Source organism: Kocuria sp. KH4 (genome assembly GCF_053711175.1).
The window spans coordinates 41,523-61,400 of the sequence record NZ_JBSJYX010000011.1 but is presented as its reverse complement, the minus strand read 5'-3'; the positions used below and the strand labels follow the sequence as shown (position 1 = coordinate 61,400).

The following is a 19,878-nucleotide window of genomic DNA, read 5'->3' as shown; positions in this document are numbered from 1 at the left end:
GCCGTCGGACCACCAGGAGGGCCCCGGAGTCGTGCGCGACTCCGGGGCCCTCCGCCGTGCCCGGGCGGGCCGGCTACCGCGTGCGGTGCGCGTCCTCGGCGCCGGATGCCACCCCGGCGAGCTCCTCCGGGGCGCCGTGCCCGGTGCGCGCCCGGGTGCGGGCGTCGACGGCCAGCAGGACGAGGACGACGACGCACCCCGCGGCGGCGGCGAGCAGCTGCAGCCACCAGTCCCCCGCCGGGGCGAGCAGGGTGCGGTCGTCGAGCTGCCACGGCCACAGGCTCCGGAGGGCACCGAGCATCAGGCCGGCCACCACCAGCATGGTCACCCGGTGGTGGCGGTCCAGCAGCCACTGCAGGCCCTTGACGATCACGACCGTCCCCAGCGCGGCGCCGAGGAGGAACAGGGTCAGGTAGCCGAGGTCGAGCTCGTCCACGGCCCGCAGCGTGGGCTGGTAGAGCCCCATGCTCAGCAGCAGGAAGGACCCCGAGAGGCCGGGCAGCAGCAGCGCGGACACGGCCACCATCGCGGCCAGGACGACGAGCACGGGCGTGGGGGTCACGGTGGTGGGCGGCACGGACACCACCCCGAACGCCAGGACCGCCGCGGCCGTCACCAGTGCGGCGTCCTGGACGCGCAGCGCACCGCCGGCCAGGCGCAGCGGCACGCCCGCGGAGGCCAGGACCATGCCGAGGAACAGCGCGCGCAGGGTGACCGGGTGCTCCTCGACGAGGCGGCTCACCGGTCCGGCCACGGTGAGCAGGGCCGCGACCATGCCGGCGACCACCGGCAGCACGACCCCCCACTGCACCCGGGCGAGGTGGTACCTCGCCCCGGCGGCCCGGTCCGGGCCCAGCAGGAGGCGCCGGCCCGCCGAGACCACGTGACCGGCGGAGTTGATGAGCTCGTCGTAGACGCCCGTCACGAGGGCCACGGTGCCGCCGCTCACGCCCGGGACGGTCTCGACCACCCCCATCAGCGCGCCGCGCACCACGTGGCCCGGCAGGCTGCGGCGGACGGATCCGCCGGTTCCCGCCGCCCCGCCGGGGGCGGCACCGGTCGGCGCGGTGGTCGGCGCGGTGGTCGGGGCGCCGGGGGGCGTCGAGGAGTGGTCGGGGACGGGGGAAGCAGGCACGGGGGCTCCTGGGGAGGGACGGCACGGGCGCCGGCCAGGCTACCGGGGTCCCCCGGGTGTCAGCTGGATCCCGTCCGTGGCCGGGCCCCGCAGCAGCGGCCGGCGCGCCCCCCACCCCCGGTCGCGGGCGGTCCGGCCACGACCGCCGCCGGTGCGCGCGGCGGCGGTGCGACCGGCGGCGGTGCGACCGGCGGCGGTGCGACCGGCGGCGGTCAGCCGCGGCGCCGGAGGGCGGCCGCGCCCGGGCGGAACCGGGCGGGGACCCCGGCGGCCCCGGTGGCCTCCGTGGTCCCGGCCGCGAGGTCGGCGGCCATCGCGCCGAGCAGCGGCGCGAACTTCCCCCCGTGCCCCGAACAGGGCGAGACCACGGTGATCCCGCCGGCGGAGTCGAGCACGAACTCCTCGTCCGGGGTGCTGGTGAACAGGCACGTGGTCTCGGCGTACGGCTCGGGAACCAGCCCCGGCAGGTGGTCCCGCACGTGGGCCACCACGCGGGCGCGGTGCGCGGGATGGATCACCCCGTCCTGCGCGGCCGCCGAGCGCAGCACCCGGCCCCCGTGGTACTCGGCCACCTTCTGGCCGCGGAACCCGGCGTCCCGCCCGCCGGGCAGGGAGTAGACCGGCCGCCCCCCGTCCTCGCGGATCGTGGTGGGCCAGCGCTGCCCCGGATCGCGGTACGGGAAGTGGAAGGCGCTCTCCTGCCACACGCTCAGCCGCGGCAGACCCGCCAGGAACCCCGGCGGCAGGGGCAGCTCCCCCAGCAGGTCGGGCAGGTGGCCGCCCGCGGCGACCACCACGTGCCCGGCGTCGAGCGTCTCCCCGCCGGGCCCGGAGACCGTGAACCCGGCGCCGGACCGGGCGATCCCGCGGACCGGCCAGGCGGTGCGCAGCACCGCCCCGCCGGCCACCGCGAGCTCCAGCATGGCCTCGACGGCCGCCCCGGCGTCCAGCACCCCGGCCCCCGGCTGGTACAGGACGGGGGTCTCGACGGTCAGCTGCGGCCATCGAGAGCGGGCCCGGGCGGGGCCGAGCAGCTCGTGCGCCACACCGGCCGCCTCGAGGACACGGGCCAGGCGTTCGGGCTCCCGCCCCCGGCCGTGGTCCACGCCGCCGACCCGGTCGATCAGCCGGCGCCCGGACCCGCGCTCCAGCCGGGCCCACCACGGCTCGGAGCGGACGACGAGCTCGGCGTAGAAGGGGTCGGCGTAGGCGTAGCGGAAGATCCGGGCGGACCCGTGCGAGGAGCCGTGCGGGCCGGCCGGGACGTCACGCTCCACGACCACGACCTCCTCGCCGCGCTCGGCCAGCTGCCAGGCGGTGGCGGCGCCCATCAGGCCGGCCCCGACCACCACGTACCGTGCCGAGGTCATGGGTCGGGCCCTTCCGCTGTGCCGGACGATCGGACGTGGCGCACCGGCGTTCCGCGGTGCGGGACGGCGGGCCGCTCCGCGCCGGGAGCGCGGGGACGCCCCGGACAGTCTGGCCCCCGGCGCACCGCGCGGGCAACCGCACGGGGGTGTGCGCGCCCGGGACGCGGCCGGGGACGACGCACCGGGCCCCGCCGCGGACGCGCCGCCCGGGGAGCGGCAGGATGGGTCCATGAGCATCCTCATCGGCCTGGACATCGGCGGCAGCAAGACCCACGGACTGCGCGCCGAGGGCGGCACGGTGGCGCGGGAGGCGTTCGGCGGCAGCGCGAACGTGCAGAACGTGAGCCGCGACGCGGCGGCCTCCGTCCTGGCGCAGGTCCTCGCCGAGCTGGGGGCCGCGGACGCGGACACCGTGGTGGCGGGCGCCGGCGGGGTGGACACCGCGGCCGACGCGCAGGCGCTGCGCGGGCTGATCGCCCCGCACGCGGGCCGGGCCCGCGTCGTCGTGGTGCACGACACCCGGCTCGTGCTGGCCGCCGGCGGCTGCGACACGGGGATCGCGGTCATCGCCGGCACGGGCTCCGCCGCGTGGGGGGCCGCGCCCGACGGCCGGCAGGCCCGCGCCGGAGGCTGGGGCCACCTGCTCGGCGACGAGGGCAGCGGCTACTGGCTGGGCCGGGAGCTGGTGCGCCGCGCGCTCGCCCGGCACGACAGCGGGCGGGTCCCCGACGCCCTGGACCGGGCGGTGCTCGACCGCTGCGGCCTCGCCGAGCCCGGCGGGCTCATCGAGCGCTTCCACACGCTCCCCGAGCGGAAGTTCTGGGCGGACCTCTCCCGGGTTGCGTTCGCCGCGGCCCCCGGGGACGAGGACGCCATGCTGCTGGTGGACCGCACCGCGGACGCCCTGGCGGAGCTCGCCGCGGCCGTGTCCCGGCGCCTGGAGCTGGCCGGGCCGGTGGTGGTCGGCGGCGGGCTCGCGGTGCACCAGCCGCTGCTGCGGCAGCGCCTCCGGGAGGCCGCCGTGCGGCGGGGCCTCGGAGAGGTGCGGGTGCTCGACCGCGCGCCCGTGCACGGCACGCTGCGCCTGGCGGACCGGGCGTGAGCGGGCACGGCGGCGGGGCCCTACCCTGGGCGGATGAGCACCCTCGCCCCCGCCCGCCGCCCCGGGCTGCGCCCGACCGCCTACGTGCTGGCGGCCGTCGTCTCCGTCCAGTTCGGCGGCGCCCTCGCCGCGGTCCTCGTCCCGCTGATCGGCGCCTCCGCCACGGTGACGATGCGCCTGCTCCTCAGCGCCGTGATCATGCTGGTCGTCATCCGGCCGCGGCTGCGCGGCCGCAGCCGCGCGGCCTGGCGCGCCGGGCTGCTGTTCGGGGCCGCGCTGGCCGGGATGAACTTCGCGTTCTACCAGTCCCTGGCCACGCTGCCGCTGGGCGTGGCCGTGACCGTGGAGTTCCTGGGCCCGCTCACGCTCTCGGCGGTGCTCTCCCGCCGCGCCCGGGACGTCCTCGCCGTGCTCGCGGCGCTGGCCGGGGTCGTGCTGATCTCCCAGGCGCTCACGGTGCCGTGGGCGGAGCTCGACCTCGTGGGCATCGCCTGGGCCGCGCTGGCCGGGGTGGGCTGGGCGGCCTACATCCTGGGCAGCCGCTCCGCGGGCCGGCACTTCGACCAGCTGGACGGCCTGGCCGTGGCGCTGGCCGTGGCGGCGGTCCTGGTCACTCCCGTGGGCGCGGCCACCGCCCACGCCCCGGCCCTGACGGGGGCCGTGCTCGCCGGCGGGGTGGGGATCGCCCTGCTGTCCTCGGTGGTGCCCTACTCGCTCGAGCTCCTGGCGCTGCGCTCCATCCCGCCGAAGGTGTTCGGGATCCTCCTCAGCCTGGAGCCCGCCGTCGCGGCGCTGGCCGGGCTGCTGGTGCTGGGCCAGGGGCTCACCGTCCCGCAGCTGGCGGGCATGGGCCTGGTCGTGGCGGCCAGCGCCGTGGTCATGGTGGGCAGCGGGACGCCCGAGGCGCCCGCACCGACCGGACCCGTCGAGCGGGTCCGGCCGCACGCCGATTGATCAGCCCCCTGTGCAAACAGGGGGTTCCCGTGATGGGATGGGGCCATGGAAGCCAACGAGATCATGGACCGCATCCGCTCCACCCGCGACCACACCCTGGAGCAGGAGCGCGAGGAGCGCCAGAACATCGCCGACGCGGACACCGCGGACAAGCAGGGCGCCGCGAGCGTGCGCCTGGCCACCCGGCAGGCCGTGCGCGAGGCGCTCGACGAGATCCTCGGGGAGAGCACCGATCCCGCGCAGGACGGCTGAGTCCACGCGGCGGCACCTCAGCGCCCCCGGAGGACCCCGATGAGCCGGGTGGCCGTGGTGGGCGCCGGCATCGTCGGCCTCGCCGCCGCCCACGCGCTGCGTGCCCGCGGGGCCGAGGTGACCCTCTACGAGTCCGGTCCACCCGGCGGCGGCCAGTCCGCCGGGCAGTCCCGGATCTTCCGGCACGCCCACGACGACCCCCGGCTGGTGGCGCTGGTCGCCCGCAGCAGAGCCCTGTGGCGGTCGTGGGAGCAGGAGTTCGGGGTGGAGCTGGTCTCCCCGGACGGGGCCGTGGCCATCGGGGAGGGCGTGGCGCGGAAGCTGCGCACCCTGGCGGCCTTCCCGGACATCCCGGTCCGGCCGCTCGAGCCCGCGGAGCTGCGCGAGCGGGTGCCGCTGCTGGCCGCGTGGGATGGGCCGGCGATGCTCGACGCGGGAGGCGGGGCGATCCGCACCCTGGCGGCCGTCGGCGCCCTCACGGACCGGCTGCGGACGTCGATCCTGCGCGAGCACGTGCTCTCGGTGCGGCGCACCGGCTCCGGCCGGGTGGAGGTGCGCACCGGCACCACGTGCGAGGAGCACGACCACGTGGTCCTGTGCGCGGGCCGGGGCACCGCCCCGCTGGCGCACGGGGCCGGTCTCCGGCTGCCGGTCGCTCTGGGCGCCCACGTCCGCCTGACCTTCGCCGTCGCGGACCCGCCGGGAGCGGCCGGGCTGCCCACGTTCCAGGACGGCAGCGGCGCGTTCGGGGAGACCGGGGTCTACGCCGCGCCCTACCCGGACGGGCGGCACTACTCCGTGGGCCTCAGCGCCGACACGGACGCCCGCGCGGACGGCGGCCTGGCCGACCCCGGGCAGCTCGCGGCGTTCGCCGAGCGCACGGTCGGCTACGTGCGGCGGGCCCTGCCGGGACTCGACCCGTCCCCGGTGGACCACGTGCACTGCTGGGTCACCCGCCTGCCCTGGGGCGACGACGGCGTGGGCGTGTGGTCCGAGGACGGGCTCACCGCCCTGGCCGGGCACAACCTGTTCAAGCAGGCGCCCGCCCTCGGCGAGGCCCTGGCCGAGACCGCTCTGAGCGGGACGGTTCCCGGGGATCTGCACCACGCGCGGCAACTGGGCCGTTCCGCCGATTGAGCCCGGGCCGGCTCCCTTCCGGTCAGCGACCTGCCGTGGCGACACCGTCCGGCGGCGGCTGCGGCGCAACCCGGTCGCCGAGCACCGCCCCGTCGGCGACGCCCCCGCCCGCCGCAGCCGGCCATGGGCAGGGCCCGGTTCCGCCGGGCACCGCCGAACTCACGAGACCGTGCCGTACGCTCCGATCACCGGGGGCGGATCGGCGGGACTCGGAGCCGGTTCGTCGCGGGCCAGGGCGACGAAGACCTCCTCCGCCGCGGCCGAGGGCACGACGCGGTTGGGGTCGAAGTAGTCCGGCTCCCACGGCATCGTCGCGATGCTGATGCTCTCCCGCGGAACGCGCGCCAGGCCGGTCCCGAGCCGGGCGAGGGTCCGGAGCTCGGCGAGGTCGGCGTCGGCGCGCACCGAGGACGTCACGGCGTCCGCGAAGGAGTACGCCCGGCCCGGATGCGTGAGCAGCCTCCGCTCCTTGACCCGGTCCACGATCGTGTACATCACCGTCTGCTGGTTGCCCATGCGCCCGATGTCGCTGCCGTCCGGGAAGCTGTCCCGCGTCCGCGCCCACGCCAGGGCCTGCTGCCCGTCGAGCACCTGCTCACCGGCCGGCAGGTCCAGCTCCGCCTTCGGGTCGAACATGGCCTCGGGCAGGTCCACGGGCAGGCCGTCCAGCGCGTCGACGATGCGGGCGAAGCCCTCGAAGCGCAGCTCGAGGAAATGGTCGAGCCGCACCCCGCTCAGCGCCTCCACCGCCGACATGAGGCACCCCGGACCAGCGCCCAGCGCACCGTTGATCATGCCGTAGTAGCCGGAGAACGCGTTGTCGAGGTCCTCGGTGCAGGCGGGCAGGTCCAGCACGGTGTCGCGCGGGATCTGCACCGCGTCGATCCGGGAACGGTCCTCGCTGAGGTGGACCAGGACCATGGAGTCCGCACGGTCCCCCATCAGCGGGTCGTCGTGCCGGGCGTCCGAGCCGACGACGAGGAGGTTGAGCCCTCCCCCGCCGGTCGCGGCCACGTCCTCCCGCACCAGGTCCACCGTGTCGATGTTCCCGGCCAGCCGGGCGAAGCGCACGGCCGTGGCCGAGACCGTGGCCGCCACCAGCAGGACGAGCACGGCGGCGAGCGCCACGACCAGTCGCCGTCTGTGCTGCGGTGCGAGGGCGATGAGCGGGGAACGGGAATAGGTCGGCATACGGCTCCTGCGTCGTCTCGGGCATTCCGTCAACGCGCACCACGCGGTCTCCGGATGTCAGCCCCGAACTGTAGGCCGGTCCTCTGGGCACGGGCTGGACGCACCGGGACGGCCATGCCGGACGGGGGCGGGGATAATGACCTCGGCGTCCGCACCGGCCGGCACGGACGAACGCGACCCGGATCGGGGAGGAGTGGCCATGCCGAGAGTCCTGGGGAGCACGGTCGACGACCAGACGAGGTGCACGCACTACCGCACGGCCCTCGACGTGGTCGCGATCCGGTTCTGGTGCTGCCAGGAGTACTACCCCTGCCACCTCTGCCACGCGGAGAGCGCGGGGCACGCGGCGGTGCCGTGGCCGGCCGCTGAGCGCGACGCCGCGGCCGTCCTCTGCGGGGTCTGCGGGCACGAGCTGACCGTGCCCGAGTACCGGGGCACGGACGGCTGCCCGCGCTGTAGCGCGCCCTTCAACCCGGGATGCCGTCTGCACGCCTCCCTGTACTTCGAGGACTGACCCACCGTGCCGGAGGGGTCGACGCACGACCTCGCCCGTGGCCGGACAGCGGCGGACGAGCCGGCTCAGCGGTCACGAGTCCGTGCGGCGGTCCCGGCGTCGCCTGTCGACCCGTGGCCGGCCCCCAGTCCCCGCAGGATCGTCTCCAGCCCCCTCTCGAAGTCCTGTGCGTCCGTGGCGTCCTGTTCTGCGCTGGAACGGCCGGCGAGCGAGGTCCGGGTCTGTTGGGCGGCGACGGACCCGAGGGTGTACCGGATCAGGGTGAGCGCCCCACCGCGGGCTGTGTCGTCGGGCAGACCGAGGACGCGCAGCAGGGACACGAGCTCCGTGGTCGGCGGTAGGGTCTCCGCGCCCAGGGCGTGAGCCACCGCGACGACATCGGCCCCGTCGCGGATCTCCAGGATCGCCAGCCGCAGGGCGGTCACGAGCTCGGTGGGGGAGTCCTTGTTCCGGACCGGCTCGAGCATCCGCTCGGCGAGAGCCAGCAGCAGCGTCTGCTTGTCGGTCACGTGCCAGTAGAGCGCGCCCGGCTGCACGCCCATCTCGCGGGCGAGCCGGCGCATCGTGAGATCACCCAGCCCGTAGGTGCGCAGCAACGCCCATGCCGCGTCCACCACGGCGGTGCGGGTGAGAGACACCGGGCCTCCTCGAGGAACGGGATGAACCGGGCCAGTCTACGGCGCGGCGTGCCGGCCGGCCGTCCGGCCGTCCGGCCGACGTCGGCGGGGACTCGGATTGACCAGGCATTGAACACCGTTCAATACTTGAACAGTGTTCAACCAGCGTTCGGGCCCGAGAAGAGCACGGGCTCCCGGTGGTGCAGCGTGCGGTGGAGGAACGAGATGCGGCGGCAGGCCCCTGTGGGGCCTGTGGTCACGCACCGTCCGTCCGTGCTGCCGGACGCAGCGGAAGAATGCACCTCGGCACGATGCCCTGCCGAGGACCACCAGGGAAAGAGGACCCGCAAGATGTCGGTCGAGCGTGCGATGCGGGATCCCTCCCGTGGTGAGGTGCCCGTGATGTCTCCGGCGTCCCGGCACCCGGGCATCCGGCTGACGGGCGTCACCGTCACGCGGGAGGGCCGGGACGTCCTGCGGGACGTCGACCTGGCCCTGGACGAGCACCGCATCGCCGTGATCGGGCTCAACGGCTCGGGCAAGTCCACCCTCGTGCGCCTGCTCAACGCGCTGGTGCTGCCCACCCGCGGCACGGTGCAGGTGGGCGGGCTGACCACCGCGAAGGACGCCAAGCGGATCCGGCGCCGGGTGGGGTTCGTGTTCCAGCACCCGGAGAACCAGATCGTGATGCCGCTGGTGGCCGAGGACATCGCCTTCGGCGTGCAGAACCTCGGGTTGCGCGGGGCCGAGCTCACCGACCGGGTGGACGCGGTGCTGCGGCGCCTGGACATCGCCCACCTGCGCGACCGGGAGTCCTACACCCTCTCCGGCGGGGAGAAGCAGATGGTCGCCCTGGCCGCGGTGCTGGTGATGGAGCCCTCCACGGTCGTCTTCGACGAGCCCACCACCATGCTCGACCGGCGCAACCGCCGCCGGCTCCAGGCCACCATCGACTCCCTGGAGCAGCGGGCGATCGTGGTGACCCACGACCTGGACATGGTCGAGGCCTACGACCGCGCCCTCGTCGTCCACGAGGGCCGCATCGCCTTCGACGGCGACCCCGGCCGGGCGCTCGAGTTCTACTGCCGGATCAGCGACTCGTGACCGGCGCCCGCCCCGCCGGGCCGCTGGCCGCGGTGCCGGCCGGACTCAAGTTCGCGCTGCTCTTCCTGGCCAGCATCGCCCTGTACGCGGTACCCGGCCTCCCGGCGCAGACCGGCTTCTTCGTCGCCGCGGTCGCGGCGGTGCTGCTGACCCGCACGCCGCTGCCGCAACTGGCCCGGATGCTGGCGGGGCTGTTCCTCGTCGTGGGGGTCGTCGCCGTGACCCTGGTGCTGACCGCCGGCTGGGAGGCCGCCGCGGTCTCCGCCCTGCGGCTGCTCAGCCTCTGCCTCCTCGCCTACGCCGTCACCCTCAGCACCGCGTTCAGCGCGATGCTGGCCCTGTTCCAGACCCTGCTGCGCCCCGCCCGGCACCTGGGCCTGAACCCCGCCCAGATCGGCCTGGCGCTGTCCATGACGATCCGGTTCATCCCCGAGATCCGCACCCAGTACCTCGCGATCCGCGAGGCCCAGTTCGCCCGCGGCCTGCACCACCGCCCGGTCGCCGTGCTGGTGCCCCTGCTGGTGCGCACCCTGGAGTCCGCCCAGGAGGTCGCCGCCGCGATCGACGCCCGGTGCTACGACTCCGCCCCGCCGGGCCCGCGCCCCGCGGCCCCCCTGTCCGACTGAGCTCTTATCCCGCCCACCCGAAGGATCCCCATGGCCGCCGGAAACCCGCAGACCACCCAGCACACCGTCCTCGTGGCGGTGTTCGCCGCCCTGATCGCCGCCCTGGGCCTGGTGCCGCCGATCACCGTGGGCGTCGTCCCGGTGCCCATCACCCTGCAGACCCTCGGCGTGATGCTCGCCGGCGCGCTGCTCGGCCCGGTCCGGGGCATGCTCTCCGTGGTCGTGCTGGAGGTTCTCGTGCTCGCCGGGCTGCCGCTGCTGGCCGGCGGCCGGGGCGGGCTCGGGGTGTTCCTGGGGCCGACCGGCGGCTACCTGCTCGGCTGGATCCCGGCCGCCCTGGTCATCGGCTTCCTGGTGCAGCACTGGGCGCTGCGGCGGACCCGTCCCGCGGCCCGGTTCGCCGCCGTCCTGCTCAGCACGGTCGTGGGCGGCATCGGCGTCGTCTACGCCCTCGGCGTGCCGTGGACGGCCGTGGTCGCCGGGCTGCCGCTGTCCACGTCCCTGCTGGGCTCGCTCGTGTTCGTTCCCGGCGACCTGCTCAAGACGGTCGTGGCCACCGCCGTGGCCCTCAACGTCCACCGGAGCTACCGCCGCCTGCTCGGCGGCGTGCCGGCCAGGGCGCGGTGAGCGCGCGGACGCGGTGCGCCTGCCGTGGCCCGGGAGCGCGCCGCGCCGGCGTCACGGCACGCGGACGCGGTGCGCGGACAGGCTCAGGGCTCCCGGGGAATGATGATCCACAGCGCGATGTAGACCAGCTCGCCCACGCCCACGAGGCCGAAGACGACGAAGCCGAGGCGCACGAGCAGCTTCGGGAGACCGAAGCGGTGCGCCAGCGCCGCGCAGACGCCGGCGAGGAGCCTGCCGCGGCGGGGACGGAACAGGGTGGCAACCATGCCCGGATTCTACGCGCGGGGCGCCGGACACGCCCGGGCCGGAGCCGTCCGCTCCGGCCCGGGCGGCGGAGGCGTCAGAGGTCGACGACGCCCTTGTCGCCCTTGACGGTGTCCCCGGTGAGCTTGGCCTTGACCAGGTTGGCCACCTGGGTGACCTTGCTCCCGCCGGGGGTGTCCCAGTACTCGGCCGAGCGGCCGGTGACCTCGATCAGGATGTTGTCCGGGTTCTCCGGCCCGCCCTCCAGCCACGAGCCGGTGAAGCTGTCCCACAGCTCCTTGAGCTTGTCCACGTCGTTGACCACCAGCGCGGACCCGGTGAGCGAGACCCAGGCGCCCTCCCCGGCGTAGGCGACGTTGACGGAGGGCCGCTGCTGGAGGTCCTGCACCTGGTCGGAGGTGCGCTCGGCGATGAAGTACACGGTGCCGTCGAAGTCCACGTCCTGCGTGGCCATCGGCTTGGAGATGAGGTTGCCGTGCTCGTCGGCGTGGGTGAGCATGGCGATGCGGGTCTTCCTGATGAGCTCGCGCACCTTGGCGGCGCCGTCGTCCTGATCGGTCATGGGGATGCCCTTCTCTCGTCGGCCACCGCGGTTCCGCGGCGCGAAGGCCCAGTCTACGAACCCCGGCCGGATCGCACGAGGGGGCCGCGGCGGTCGTCAGTTCTCGGACGAGGCCCCGGGCACCCGCCGGCCGGACGGGGTGGCGCCCGTGCGGGGTCGCGGGCCGCGGGCCGGCACCAGGCGGGGGACCAGCCGGACGAGGACCACCATCCCCACCAGCTCCACCAGCGTCTGGGTCACGACGACGAACGGCACCAGCGCCAGCCGCTCCGGCAGCGCCAGGGCCAGCGGGAGCACCACGAGGGAGTTGCGGGTGGCCCCACCGAACACCAGGGCCCGGGAGGCCGCCACGTCCAGGCCCGCGATCCGGGCGGCCAGGACCCCGAGCGGGACCATGGCCACGAGGAAGCCGACGTAGAGGGGAACCACGGTCACGAGGTCGGCCAGCTGCTCCCCCACCCCGCGCACCTGCGAGGCGATCACCGTGAAGAGGGTCAGCGCCATCAGCGGCACCATCGCCGCGGCCGTGGCCGCTCCGACCCGGTGTGCCGCGGCGGAGCGCGGCGCCGCCCGCTGCAGCACCGCGGCCGCGGCGAGGGGCAGGACGATGAGCAGCACGAACGCCTCCACGAAGGGCCCCAGCTCCACGAGGGCGACCGCCTCGGGGCCGGCGAGGACCAGCAGCCAGGCGGGCAGCAGGAGCATCTGCCCCAGCATCAGCAGCGGGGCGGCGGCCAGCAGCCGGTCGGCGGCGCCGCCGGCGAGACCGGTGAAGACGATGACGTAGTCCACGCACGGGGCCAGCAGGACCAGCAGCACCCCGATCAGCACGGCCTCGTGGTCGGCGACCGCCCGGGAGAGCAGGAGCACCACGACCGGCACCACGGCGAAGTTCACCACCAGCACGGCCGCCAGGAAGCGCAGGTCGGTGAGGGCCCGTCCGATCGCGGCGAACGGGACGGCCAGGAACGTGGCGAAGAGCAGCAGCCCCAGCACCGGGGTGACGGCCGGGGCGAGTGCGGACGCGCCGGGCACCAGCCAGCCGACGAGGACGGCGGCGGCGATGGCCCCCAGGTAAACGGCCACCTGGTGGCGCTCGGCCCACGGGGCGGCTGCTGTGCTGCTCACCCGCCCAGCCTAGGTGTCCGCGGGCGGGGGTGGCGGCGGCCGACGGCGACCGCCGGGGCCGAGGCCCGGCCGGACGAGGGAAGACCTGGTCTCCTCGCCGGCGCGGTGGGACACTGGTGCCGTGCCGGTCGCCCCGCCTCGGGAGGCCCGGGACGGAGCACCCGGCATCCACCCGCCCGTCCCCAGCATGGGAGCTCCGATGCACTCCTCCGGCCACCACCACTCCACCGGGCCCGGCGGCGGTGCCGGCACCGACGCCACGTCCTCGGCCACCGACCCCACGTTCTACCGCTCCCCCGCCCAGGCCATCGCGGCTCCGCGGGAGACGCTGGCCTACGTGGTCGCCTTCGACCGCACCGCGCAGCGCCCCGACGCCCTGACCGTCGTCGACGTCGACCCGGGATCGCCGTCCTACGGCACCGTGGTCGGCTGGGAGGACATGCCCGGCACCGGGGACGAGCTGCACCACTTCGGCTGGAACGCCTGCAGCAGCGCCTTTCTGCACGAGGGCCACGACATGACCGGCCTGGCCCGCCGGTACCTGCTGCTGCCCGGGCTGCGGTCCTCCAACGTGCACATCGCCGACACCCACCCCGACCCCCGGAACCCGCGGGTGGTCAAGACCATCACCGCCGAGGAGCTGGCCGAGAAGGCCGGCTACTCCCGCCCGCACACCCTGCACTGCGGCCCCGACGGGGTGTACCTCTCCTGCCTAGGCACCGCCGAAGGCGACGGTGGGCCCGGTGGGATCGCGGTGCTCGACCACAACACCTTCGACGTGGTCGGCAAGTGGGAGACCGACCGCGGCCCCCAGCACCTGTCCTACGACGCGTGGTGGCACCTCATGCACAACACCCTCGTCACCAGCGAGTGGGGCACCCCGGCCATGGTGGAGAACGGCATCGTCGGCGAGCAGCTCCTCAACCAGGAGTACGGCCACGCCCTGCACTTCTGGGACCTCGCCGCCGGCAGGCACCTCCAGCGGGTGGAGCTGGGACCCGAGCACCAGATGGCCCTGGAGCTGCGCCCGGCCCACGACCCGGAGGCGACCTGGGGGCTGGTGGACGCGGTGATCTCCACCGAGGACCTCTCGGCCTCGATCTTCCACTGGCACCGCACCGAGACCGGGGAGTGGGCCGCGGAGAAGGTCATCTCCATCCCGGCCGAGCCGCTCGAGGCGGAGCGGCTGCCGGAGTTCCTGCGCCCGTTCGGCGCGGTGCCCCCGCTGGTCACCGACATCTCGCTGTCCGTGGACGACCGCTGGCTCTACGTCTCCTGCTGGGGCACCGGGGAGCTGAAGCAGTACGACGTCTCCGACCCGGCCCACCCGCGGGAGACGGGGTCCGTGCGCCTGGGCGGGATCGGGGACCGCGCGGCCCACCCCTCCGCCCCGGACACGTGGCTCGGCGGCGGCCCGCAGATGGTGGAGACCAGCCGCGACGGCACCCGGGTCTACGTGACGAACTCCCTCTACGGGGCCTGGGACGACCAGCTCTACCCCCACGGGGTCGGGGCGTGGATGGCCAAGATCGACGCCGACACCGACACCGGCGGGCTGTCCATCGACAGGGACTTCTTCCTCGGCCAGGACGACTTCCGCGGCCTGCGCGTCCACCAGATCCGGCTGCAGGGCGGGGACGCCTCCTCCGACTCCTACTGCTACCGCACCTGACCCGCGCGCCTGACCCGCATGCCTGACCCGCACGCCGGGCCCCGGGACGGTGCGGGTCAGGCGGCGGGGGCGGTCATTCGTGGCGCAGGGCGGTGATGGGATCCTTGCCCGCGGCCCGCACGGCCGGGATCGTGCCGGCCGCGAAGGCGATCGCGAGCACGGCCACGGCGATCAGCGCGATCTCCGGGGCCCGGAAGACGAACAGGGACAGCCCCGGCAGCCCCGCCAGGAACCCCTCGGCCAGCCACCGGGCCACCCAGGACCCGGCCAGCACGCCGGTGCTCACGCCGAGGACCGCGCCGAGGAGGCCGATGAACACCGCTTCCAGGGAGAACAGCCCGAAGACCTTCGCCCCGCTGGTGCCCAGGGCCTTCATCAGCCCGATCTCGCGGGTGCGCTCCTGCACGGACATCAGCAGCGTGTTGACGATGCCCAGGCTCGCCGCCAGCAGGGCGATCACCGCGCAGGTGTTGAGGATCCAGATCACGGCGTCGATCACGGTGCGGAACATCCCCAGCTGGTCCTCGACCGTGGAGGCGACCATCCCGGCCTCCGTCAGCCGCTCCTGCACCGCGGAGGCCTGCCCGGGGTCGTCCATGACGGCCCGCGCCATGATGTAGGTGGCCGCCACCTCCTCGGGCCCTCCGCCGACCTGGTAGTCGTAGAGACGTTCGTTGAAGGAGGTCGAGGGCAGCGGGTTCATCGCCACCCCGGCCAGGCTGGCCTGGGTCACCCCCGACACGCGCGCCTCGAACGCCCGCTCCGTCCCGGCCATGTTCGTCATGACCACCTCGAGGACCTCCCCGACCGCGTCCTCCGCCGAGGCGAAGCCCAGGTCGGCGACCCAGCTGTCGGGGATCGCGAGCTCGTCGGCGCCGTCCGCGGCCGTGGCCCCGGCGACCATCTGCAGGCCCTCGCCGTCGGCCGGGATGCCGAGGGCGAGCTGGAACTTCGCCCCGTCGGCGCGCAGATAGGTGGGGACCACGTTGTACACCGGGTGCACCTCGGTGACGCCGGGGGTGTCCTCCACGGTGGTGACGTCGTCCTCGGAGAGGCCTGCGAAGGAGACCCCGAAGCCGGTGGCGACCCGGGCGTCCTCCGGGTCGTAGGCCCGTGGGCCGGTGCCGGTGGAGAGCTCCAGCAGCGGCTGGGACTTCTGCACGTACAGGGCGTCCGTGTCGCCGAAGGCGGCCACGGTCTCGTCGATGTAGCGGTTCACCCCGGTGCCCATGCCGGAGGTCAGCGTCAGGGTCAGCGCGCCGATGAACACCGCCACCACGGTCAGCACCGTGCGGATCCGGCCCCGGAAGGTGCTGGCCACGGCCGAGCCGACCATGTCGGTCCACGTCACCGGGCGCCTCCGGAGACCCCGAGGGCGACCTCGCCCCGGCCGGCGGGGACCACCGCGTCGAACGGGTCCGCCGGTGCGGGGGCCGGGGCGTCCACGATCCGCCCGTCGCGCAGGTGCACCTGGCGGTCGCAGCGTGCGGCCAGCTCCGCGTCGTGGGTGACGACCACCGCCGTGATGCCCCGCTCCCGGTTGAGCTCGAAGAGGATGTCCTGGACCACCGCGCCGGTGGCCGAGTCGAGATTGCCCGTCGGCTCGTCGGCGAAGATCACCGACGGGTCGTTGACCAGCGCCCGGGCGATCGCCACCCGCTGCTTCTGGCCCCCGGAGAGGTCGGTGGCCCGGGCCCCGGCCTTCTCCGCCATCTCCAGGCGCTCCAGCACGGCCAGGCCGCGGGCCCGGCGCTGCCCCCGGGGCACCCCGGCGATCTTCAGGGGCAGCACCACGTTCTCGAGCACCGTCTGCCCGGGGGTCAGGAAGAACTGCTGGAACACGAACCCGAACATCGTGTTGCGCAGTGCGTTGAGCTCCCGGCCCGTCAGCGACCCGGCGTCCTGGCCGGCCACCGCCACCGACCCGGAGGTCGGTGCGTCCAGCAGGGCCAGCAGGTGCATCAGGGTGGACTTGCCCGACCCGGACTTGCCCACGATCGCCACGGACTCCCCGGCCTCGATCGCCAGGCTCACCGAGCGGAGAGCCGTGAAGGCGTTGGCACCGTGCCCGTAGGTCTTCACCAGGTCCTCGGTCTGCAGCACCGCAGGAATCATCCGGGCCGTCCTCTCCATGTCCGCGCAACCACCCGTGGCCGCCCCGGGACGGGACCGGGGGCGACCGGTGCAGGACGGCGTCGCACACCCACTTCATCATGTGCGAAGGCACATGATGTGGGGAAACGCGCGGATGTCCCCACAAGGGAGGTGCGCCGCGCCGGCCCGGCGCCTTCCCCCCGGCTGCGCCCCGAGGGGCCGCAGGCGGGCCGGTCCCGCGCGGCGCAGGCCGCCTCGCCGGGCCGCCCGGCACCGCGCACCCCGCCGTCCCGGGAACGGGCGCCGCGCGACGGCACGCCCGGTCCACCCCGCGCACGGCTCCGCGGCAGCCGCCGGGGTCCCCCGTCCCCGGGACGCGGGCACGGCACCGCGTCCCGGGGGCCGGCGCCTGCCGGGGGCACCGTGCGGCCGCGCCGCACCCGACCGGGGCCGACCCCGTGCGGGGCGCGGGAGCGCGCCGCACGGGGGTCGGCCGGCAGCGGTGACCGGCCGCGGGTCAGCCGCGGCGGCGGGTGCGCACCAGGGCGACGACCCCGGCGAGCAGCCCCAGCACTCCGGCGACCAGTCCGGCCCAGGCCGGTCCCGTGCCGGCGGACCCTGCGGTGGAGGACTCGGCGGAGGACTCCTCGGCCGCGGCGGTGCCCCCGGTGCCGTGGCCGTGGCCGTCGGCCTCCGCGGCGGTGGTGACCAGGGACGGGGCCGGGTGCTCGGGCTCGGCCTCTCCCTCGGCCGCGGGCTGGTCCCAGGCCACGGAGCGGCCGTCGGTGTAGGACTGGGTCACCGGCAGCACCAGGGTGGTCCCCTCCGCGGGGAGCGGACCGACCGAGATGGTGAACGTCTGGAACTCACCCGGGCCGATCGCGTGCTTCTCGTCCGCCGTCCAGGTGATGGTGGCGGCCGCCTCGGAGATGGCGCCCTCCCCGATCTGGACCGGTTCCGGCAGCTGCTCCTCGGTGACCTCGGCGCTCCAGCCCTCCACGGGCTTGACCCGCACCGAGGCGAACGGGGTGTCCTGGGGCAGGGTGAGCTCCAGCTCGTTCGTGGAGGCGGTGTCGGACTCGTTGGGCACGGAGAAGGTGACCTGGGCGTAGCCCTCCGCGGCGGTGGAGGTGGAGGTGGCCGAGACGTGGGCGGCGGCGGGGGACAGTCCCAGCGCGGTCAGTCCGGCGGCGACGGCCAGGACGGACGTGCTCGTGAGCAGGCGCGGGGCAGGGGTGTTCGTCATGAGGATGGGCCTTTCGTTCGCGCCGCCGGGACACGGCGGCGCGGGAGGAGTCGTGGGGTGAACCGCGGGCGGGCGCCCGGGAGCACCCCGCCGGGGATCATCCCCGGCAGGTTCTCCTCGGCGCCCACGGCACGGGCGGCCCGCGCACCCGGTCCCGCCGCAGGCCTCGCCACCGCACGGTGGGGCGCCGCACCGGGGGCAGGACCCGCTGCCGGGACTCCCGGGCCAGGCGGGGCCGGCGCGGGACGGCGACCAGGGGCCGCAGCCAGGCGAGCGCCCACCACAGGGCGTCCTCCGCCGTGGAGATCACCACGGCGGTGAGCAGCACGGCCGCCACGTGAGCGGCCAGCATGGCCGTGCCCGCCCCGTCCAGGCCGTGGGGACCCGCCGCCCCGGAGGCACCGGTGGCCAGGCACGACGGACCGGCTGCGGGGGGCGTGTGGTGGCCGTGGCCGCCGGCCGGGCAGCCCGCGGGGATCGACCAGGCGGTGAAGACCTCGTGCAGCCCGATCTGGGTGACCCCCAGGAGCGCGAGCACGCGGGGCAGGCGCAGGGGCCACCGGGCCGTCCAGGCCACGGGCCCCAGGAGGCCCGCGCCCAGCCCCAGCATCGGCAGGGCCGGGGGAAGGTCGCCGCCGGCCGCCAGGTGCCCGGCGGCGGCCAGGGAGACGACGACGGCGGTGACCAGCAGCGCCCGGGCCCAGCACGCTGTCGCGCGCCGGCTCATCGGCTGTCCTCCACTGCTGCCCCCTGCCCCGGGCCGGCACACCGCCTGGGCCCCTGTTCCGGAAACCTACCGGGGGTGACGCCGCGGCGGGAAACCGGTGCGGCGGTCTCGCGCTCTCCCGTACGGCTAGGGTTCGACCCATGCAGTCGACCAGGCCGATCCGGGCCACACCGGGTCCTCGCGGCGGGGCGCGGACGGCCCCCCGGGCGCTCCCGGCGGCCCTCGTCGCCCTGACCACGGTGCTGCTGATGCTCCTGGCCGCACCGGCCGCCGCGGCGCACACGGGACTGCTGTCCACCGGACCGGCCCACGCCCAGGTCCTCGAGGCGCCGCCGGCCACGGGGCACGTCACCCCGGCGGCCGCCCACGGGGTGCTGGTGGCCCACCACGCCGCCCAGACGCTGGTCTACCTGGGGATCTTAGCCGCGGCCGGCCTGGCCGTCTTCGAACTCCTGCTGCTCGCCGCCCCGCCCGGCACGGCGCCGGGCAGCCGGCGGCGGGTCCGCGCCCTGGCTGGGCTGGGCGCCGCCGCGGCGGTGGCCGGGGCCGTGGCCTCCGTCCCGGCCACCGCGATGTGGCAGAGCGGCGCCGCCCCGACCGCGCTGTCGGACCCGGTCCTGTGGCGCGCCGCGCTCGGCTCCGACGCCGCGGTGGCCGCGGCCATGACCGTCGCCGGCACGGTCGTGGCCGTGGGCGCCCTCCCCCGGGCCGCGGGCGACCGGACCGCGCCGGCCGGCCGGCTGTCGCTGGGCGGGGTGGCCCTGGCCGTGGCCTCGCTGGTGGTCGTGGGGCACAGCCGCACCGTCGGGCCGAACTGGCTGGTGGTCGCCGCCGATGCGGTGCACGTGACCGCCGGCGTCGTCTGGATCGGAGGGGTCCTGGGGCTGCTCACCGTGCTGGGGCGGGCCCGGGACCTCCCGGTCCCCCGGGCCGCGGCGACCCTCGTGCGGTTCTCCACCGTGGCCGCCGGGTCCGTGCTGGTCCTCACGGTGGCCGGTGCGCTCCTGGGGTGGCGGATCCTGGGCGGCGCCGAGGCCCTGGTGTCCACCGGCTACGGCCGGCTGCTGCTGTTCAAGGTCCTCGTCGTCGCCGGCGTGGTCGGCGTCGCCGCCTGGAACCGCTACGTGCTCCTCCCCCGGGTGCGCGCCCGCTCCGACCCGGCGGCCCGGGACGATCTGCGCTCCGCGCTGCACACCGAAGGGGCTCTGCTGCTGTTCGTCCTGGTGCTCACCGGGGTGCTCACCTCCCTGAGCCCCTGACGGCCCGCGCCGCCGCGGTCTGCCGGCGACGACAAGGGCCCCGGAGACGGGCTCAGAGGAGCCCGAGGATCGCGCCACCGGTCACGAGGAGACCGGCCGTGAACATCGCCGCGGCGACCATGACCAGGCCCAGCACCGCCATGGCGGTGAGCCGCTGGAAGCGGACCGTGTCCATCTCGGTGGGCCGGGCGAGGAGGACGACGAGCAGCAGGGCCGCGGTCAGCAGGAGCATCCCGGCGAAGACCATGGTGCGGTGGCTCCTCTCCGCTCCCCCGGGTGCTCCGGCCCTGTCCGCAG

22 protein-coding genes are annotated in these 19,878 nt (G+C 75.7%); 10 read left to right on the top strand and 12 right to left on the bottom strand.

The annotated features are described in order from the left end of the window. Positions 1-73 precede the first annotated feature (73 nt). Together ACWCOM_RS09935 and ACWCOM_RS09930 are read right to left on the bottom strand one after the other, a co-directional pair. Positions 74-1,135 carry a DUF368 domain-containing protein gene (locus tag ACWCOM_RS09935; RefSeq protein ID WP_454548585.1) on the bottom strand — a complete coding sequence of 354 codons (1,062 nt, stop codon included), beginning with the start codon at positions 1,133-1,135 and terminating at the stop codon, positions 74-76. A gap of 212 nt (positions 1,136-1,347) precedes the next feature. After that, positions 1,348-2,505, bottom strand: a complete 1,158-nt coding sequence (locus ACWCOM_RS09930; RefSeq protein ID WP_454548584.1) for an FAD-dependent oxidoreductase — start codon at positions 2,503-2,505, stop codon at positions 1,348-1,350. A gap of 229 nt (positions 2,506-2,734) precedes the next feature. Between ACWCOM_RS09930 and ACWCOM_RS09925 the strand changes: the two genes are divergently transcribed. From ACWCOM_RS09925 to ACWCOM_RS09910, 4 genes are read left to right on the top strand one after another with little or no spacing between them, the layout of a single operon-like run. Continuing rightward, the gene (locus ACWCOM_RS09925; protein ID WP_454548583.1) at positions 2,735-3,607 is read left to right on the top strand and encodes an N-acetylglucosamine kinase; all 873 of its coding nucleotides are present in this window, start codon (positions 2,735-2,737) and stop codon (positions 3,605-3,607) included. A 33-nt stretch (positions 3,608-3,640) separates the two neighbouring features. Beyond that, complete coding sequence (locus tag ACWCOM_RS09920) at positions 3,641-4,561, top strand: EamA family transporter (RefSeq protein ID WP_454548582.1); 921 nt, start codon at positions 3,641-3,643, stop codon at positions 4,559-4,561. 45 nt (positions 4,562-4,606) lie between these two features. Beyond that, positions 4,607-4,813 carry a hypothetical protein gene (locus ACWCOM_RS09915; RefSeq protein WP_454548581.1) on the top strand — a complete coding sequence of 69 codons (207 nt, stop codon included), beginning with the start codon at positions 4,607-4,609 and terminating at the stop codon, positions 4,811-4,813. A 39-nt stretch (positions 4,814-4,852) separates the two neighbouring features. After that, positions 4,853-5,950, top strand: a complete 1,098-nt coding sequence (locus ACWCOM_RS09910) for an NAD(P)/FAD-dependent oxidoreductase (RefSeq protein WP_454548580.1) — start codon at positions 4,853-4,855, stop codon at positions 5,948-5,950. Positions 5,951-6,109: 159 nt separating this feature from the next. Here ACWCOM_RS09910 and ACWCOM_RS09905 read toward each other — a convergent pair whose 3' ends face one another. Further along, entirely contained in the window at positions 6,110-7,141 is a 1,032-nt protein-coding gene (locus tag ACWCOM_RS09905) for an LCP family protein (RefSeq protein WP_454548579.1), read from the bottom strand. A 199-nt stretch (positions 7,142-7,340) separates the two neighbouring features. Here ACWCOM_RS09905 and ACWCOM_RS09900 point away from each other — a divergent pair, with 199 nt between their 5' ends. Then, positions 7,341-7,655, top strand: coding sequence for a CHY zinc finger protein (locus ACWCOM_RS09900; RefSeq protein ID WP_454548578.1), 315 nt, complete (start codon positions 7,341-7,343; stop codon positions 7,653-7,655). 65 nt (positions 7,656-7,720) lie between these two features. Here the strand turns inward: ACWCOM_RS09900 and ACWCOM_RS09895 are convergent, their stop codons facing one another. Next, positions 7,721-8,293, bottom strand: a complete 573-nt coding sequence (locus ACWCOM_RS09895) for a TetR family transcriptional regulator (RefSeq protein ID WP_454548577.1) — start codon at positions 8,291-8,293, stop codon at positions 7,721-7,723. A 381-nt stretch (positions 8,294-8,674) separates the two neighbouring features. Here ACWCOM_RS09895 and ACWCOM_RS09890 point away from each other — a divergent pair, with 381 nt between their 5' ends. Genes ACWCOM_RS09890 through ACWCOM_RS09880 form a run of 3 tightly spaced genes read left to right on the top strand, consistent with a single transcriptional unit; the run spans position 8,675 to position 10,629 of the window. Then, positions 8,675-9,376, top strand: a complete 702-nt coding sequence (locus tag ACWCOM_RS09890) for an energy-coupling factor ABC transporter ATP-binding protein (protein ID WP_454548576.1) — start codon at positions 8,675-8,677, stop codon at positions 9,374-9,376. Beyond that, the gene (locus tag ACWCOM_RS09885; RefSeq protein WP_454548575.1) at positions 9,373-10,002 is read left to right on the top strand and encodes an energy-coupling factor transporter transmembrane component T family protein; all 630 of its coding nucleotides are present in this window, start codon (positions 9,373-9,375) and stop codon (positions 10,000-10,002) included. The genes ACWCOM_RS09890 and ACWCOM_RS09885 overlap by 4 nt, the downstream gene beginning before the upstream one ends. A 30-nt stretch (positions 10,003-10,032) precedes the next feature. After that, positions 10,033-10,629, top strand: coding sequence for a biotin transporter BioY (locus ACWCOM_RS09880; protein ID WP_454548574.1), 597 nt, complete (start codon positions 10,033-10,035; stop codon positions 10,627-10,629). Between the two features lie 83 nt (positions 10,630-10,712). On the opposite strand, the gene ACWCOM_RS09875 is transcribed toward ACWCOM_RS09880, so the two are convergent. The 3 genes from ACWCOM_RS09875 to ACWCOM_RS09865 all read right to left on the bottom strand — a co-directional run bounded on the left by ACWCOM_RS09875 (position 10,713) and on the right by ACWCOM_RS09865 (position 12,583). Next, positions 10,713-10,895, bottom strand: a complete 183-nt coding sequence (locus ACWCOM_RS09875) for a PspC domain-containing protein (RefSeq protein ID WP_454548573.1) — start codon at positions 10,893-10,895, stop codon at positions 10,713-10,715. 74 nt (positions 10,896-10,969) lie between these two features. Beyond that, positions 10,970-11,455, bottom strand: a complete 486-nt coding sequence (locus ACWCOM_RS09870; RefSeq protein WP_454548572.1) for a pyridoxamine 5'-phosphate oxidase family protein — start codon at positions 11,453-11,455, stop codon at positions 10,970-10,972. 96 nt (positions 11,456-11,551) lie between these two features. Beyond that, positions 11,552-12,583, bottom strand: coding sequence for a bile acid:sodium symporter (locus tag ACWCOM_RS09865; RefSeq protein ID WP_454548571.1), 1,032 nt, complete (start codon positions 12,581-12,583; stop codon positions 11,552-11,554). Between the two features lie 199 nt (positions 12,584-12,782). Here ACWCOM_RS09865 and ACWCOM_RS09860 point away from each other — a divergent pair, with 199 nt between their 5' ends. Beyond that, positions 12,783-14,255, top strand: a complete 1,473-nt coding sequence (locus ACWCOM_RS09860; protein ID WP_454548570.1) for a selenium-binding protein SBP56-related protein — start codon at positions 12,783-12,785, stop codon at positions 14,253-14,255. A 73-nt stretch (positions 14,256-14,328) separates the two neighbouring features. Here ACWCOM_RS09860 and ACWCOM_RS09855 read toward each other — a convergent pair whose 3' ends face one another. The 4 genes from ACWCOM_RS09855 to ACWCOM_RS09840 all read right to left on the bottom strand — a co-directional run bounded on the left by ACWCOM_RS09855 (position 14,329) and on the right by ACWCOM_RS09840 (position 18,322). Then, positions 14,329-15,606, bottom strand: coding sequence for an ABC transporter permease (locus ACWCOM_RS09855; RefSeq protein ID WP_454548569.1), 1,278 nt, complete (start codon positions 15,604-15,606; stop codon positions 14,329-14,331). Then, a complete protein-coding gene (locus ACWCOM_RS09850; RefSeq protein ID WP_454548568.1) occupies positions 15,603-16,370 on the bottom strand; it encodes an ABC transporter ATP-binding protein in 768 nt (255 codons plus the stop codon). The genes ACWCOM_RS09855 and ACWCOM_RS09850 overlap by 4 nt, the downstream gene beginning before the upstream one ends. A 496-nt stretch (positions 16,371-16,866) precedes the next feature. Further along, positions 16,867-17,595 carry a YcnI family copper-binding membrane protein gene (locus ACWCOM_RS09845; protein WP_454548567.1) on the bottom strand — a complete coding sequence of 243 codons (729 nt, stop codon included), beginning with the start codon at positions 17,593-17,595 and terminating at the stop codon, positions 16,867-16,869. A gap of 97 nt (positions 17,596-17,692) precedes the next feature. Further along, the gene (locus tag ACWCOM_RS09840) at positions 17,693-18,322 is read right to left on the bottom strand and encodes a hypothetical protein (protein ID WP_454548566.1); all 630 of its coding nucleotides are present in this window, start codon (positions 18,320-18,322) and stop codon (positions 17,693-17,695) included. A 140-nt stretch (positions 18,323-18,462) separates the two neighbouring features. Here ACWCOM_RS09840 and ACWCOM_RS09835 point away from each other — a divergent pair, with 140 nt between their 5' ends. Next, positions 18,463-19,581 carry a copper resistance D family protein gene (locus ACWCOM_RS09835; RefSeq protein ID WP_454548565.1) on the top strand — a complete coding sequence of 373 codons (1,119 nt, stop codon included), beginning with the start codon at positions 18,463-18,465 and terminating at the stop codon, positions 19,579-19,581. A gap of 52 nt (positions 19,582-19,633) precedes the next feature. Here ACWCOM_RS09835 and ACWCOM_RS09830 read toward each other — a convergent pair whose 3' ends face one another. Continuing rightward, a complete protein-coding gene (locus tag ACWCOM_RS09830; RefSeq protein ID WP_454548564.1) occupies positions 19,634-19,828 on the bottom strand; it encodes a hypothetical protein in 195 nt (64 codons plus the stop codon). Between the last annotated feature and the right edge of the window lie 50 nt (positions 19,829-19,878).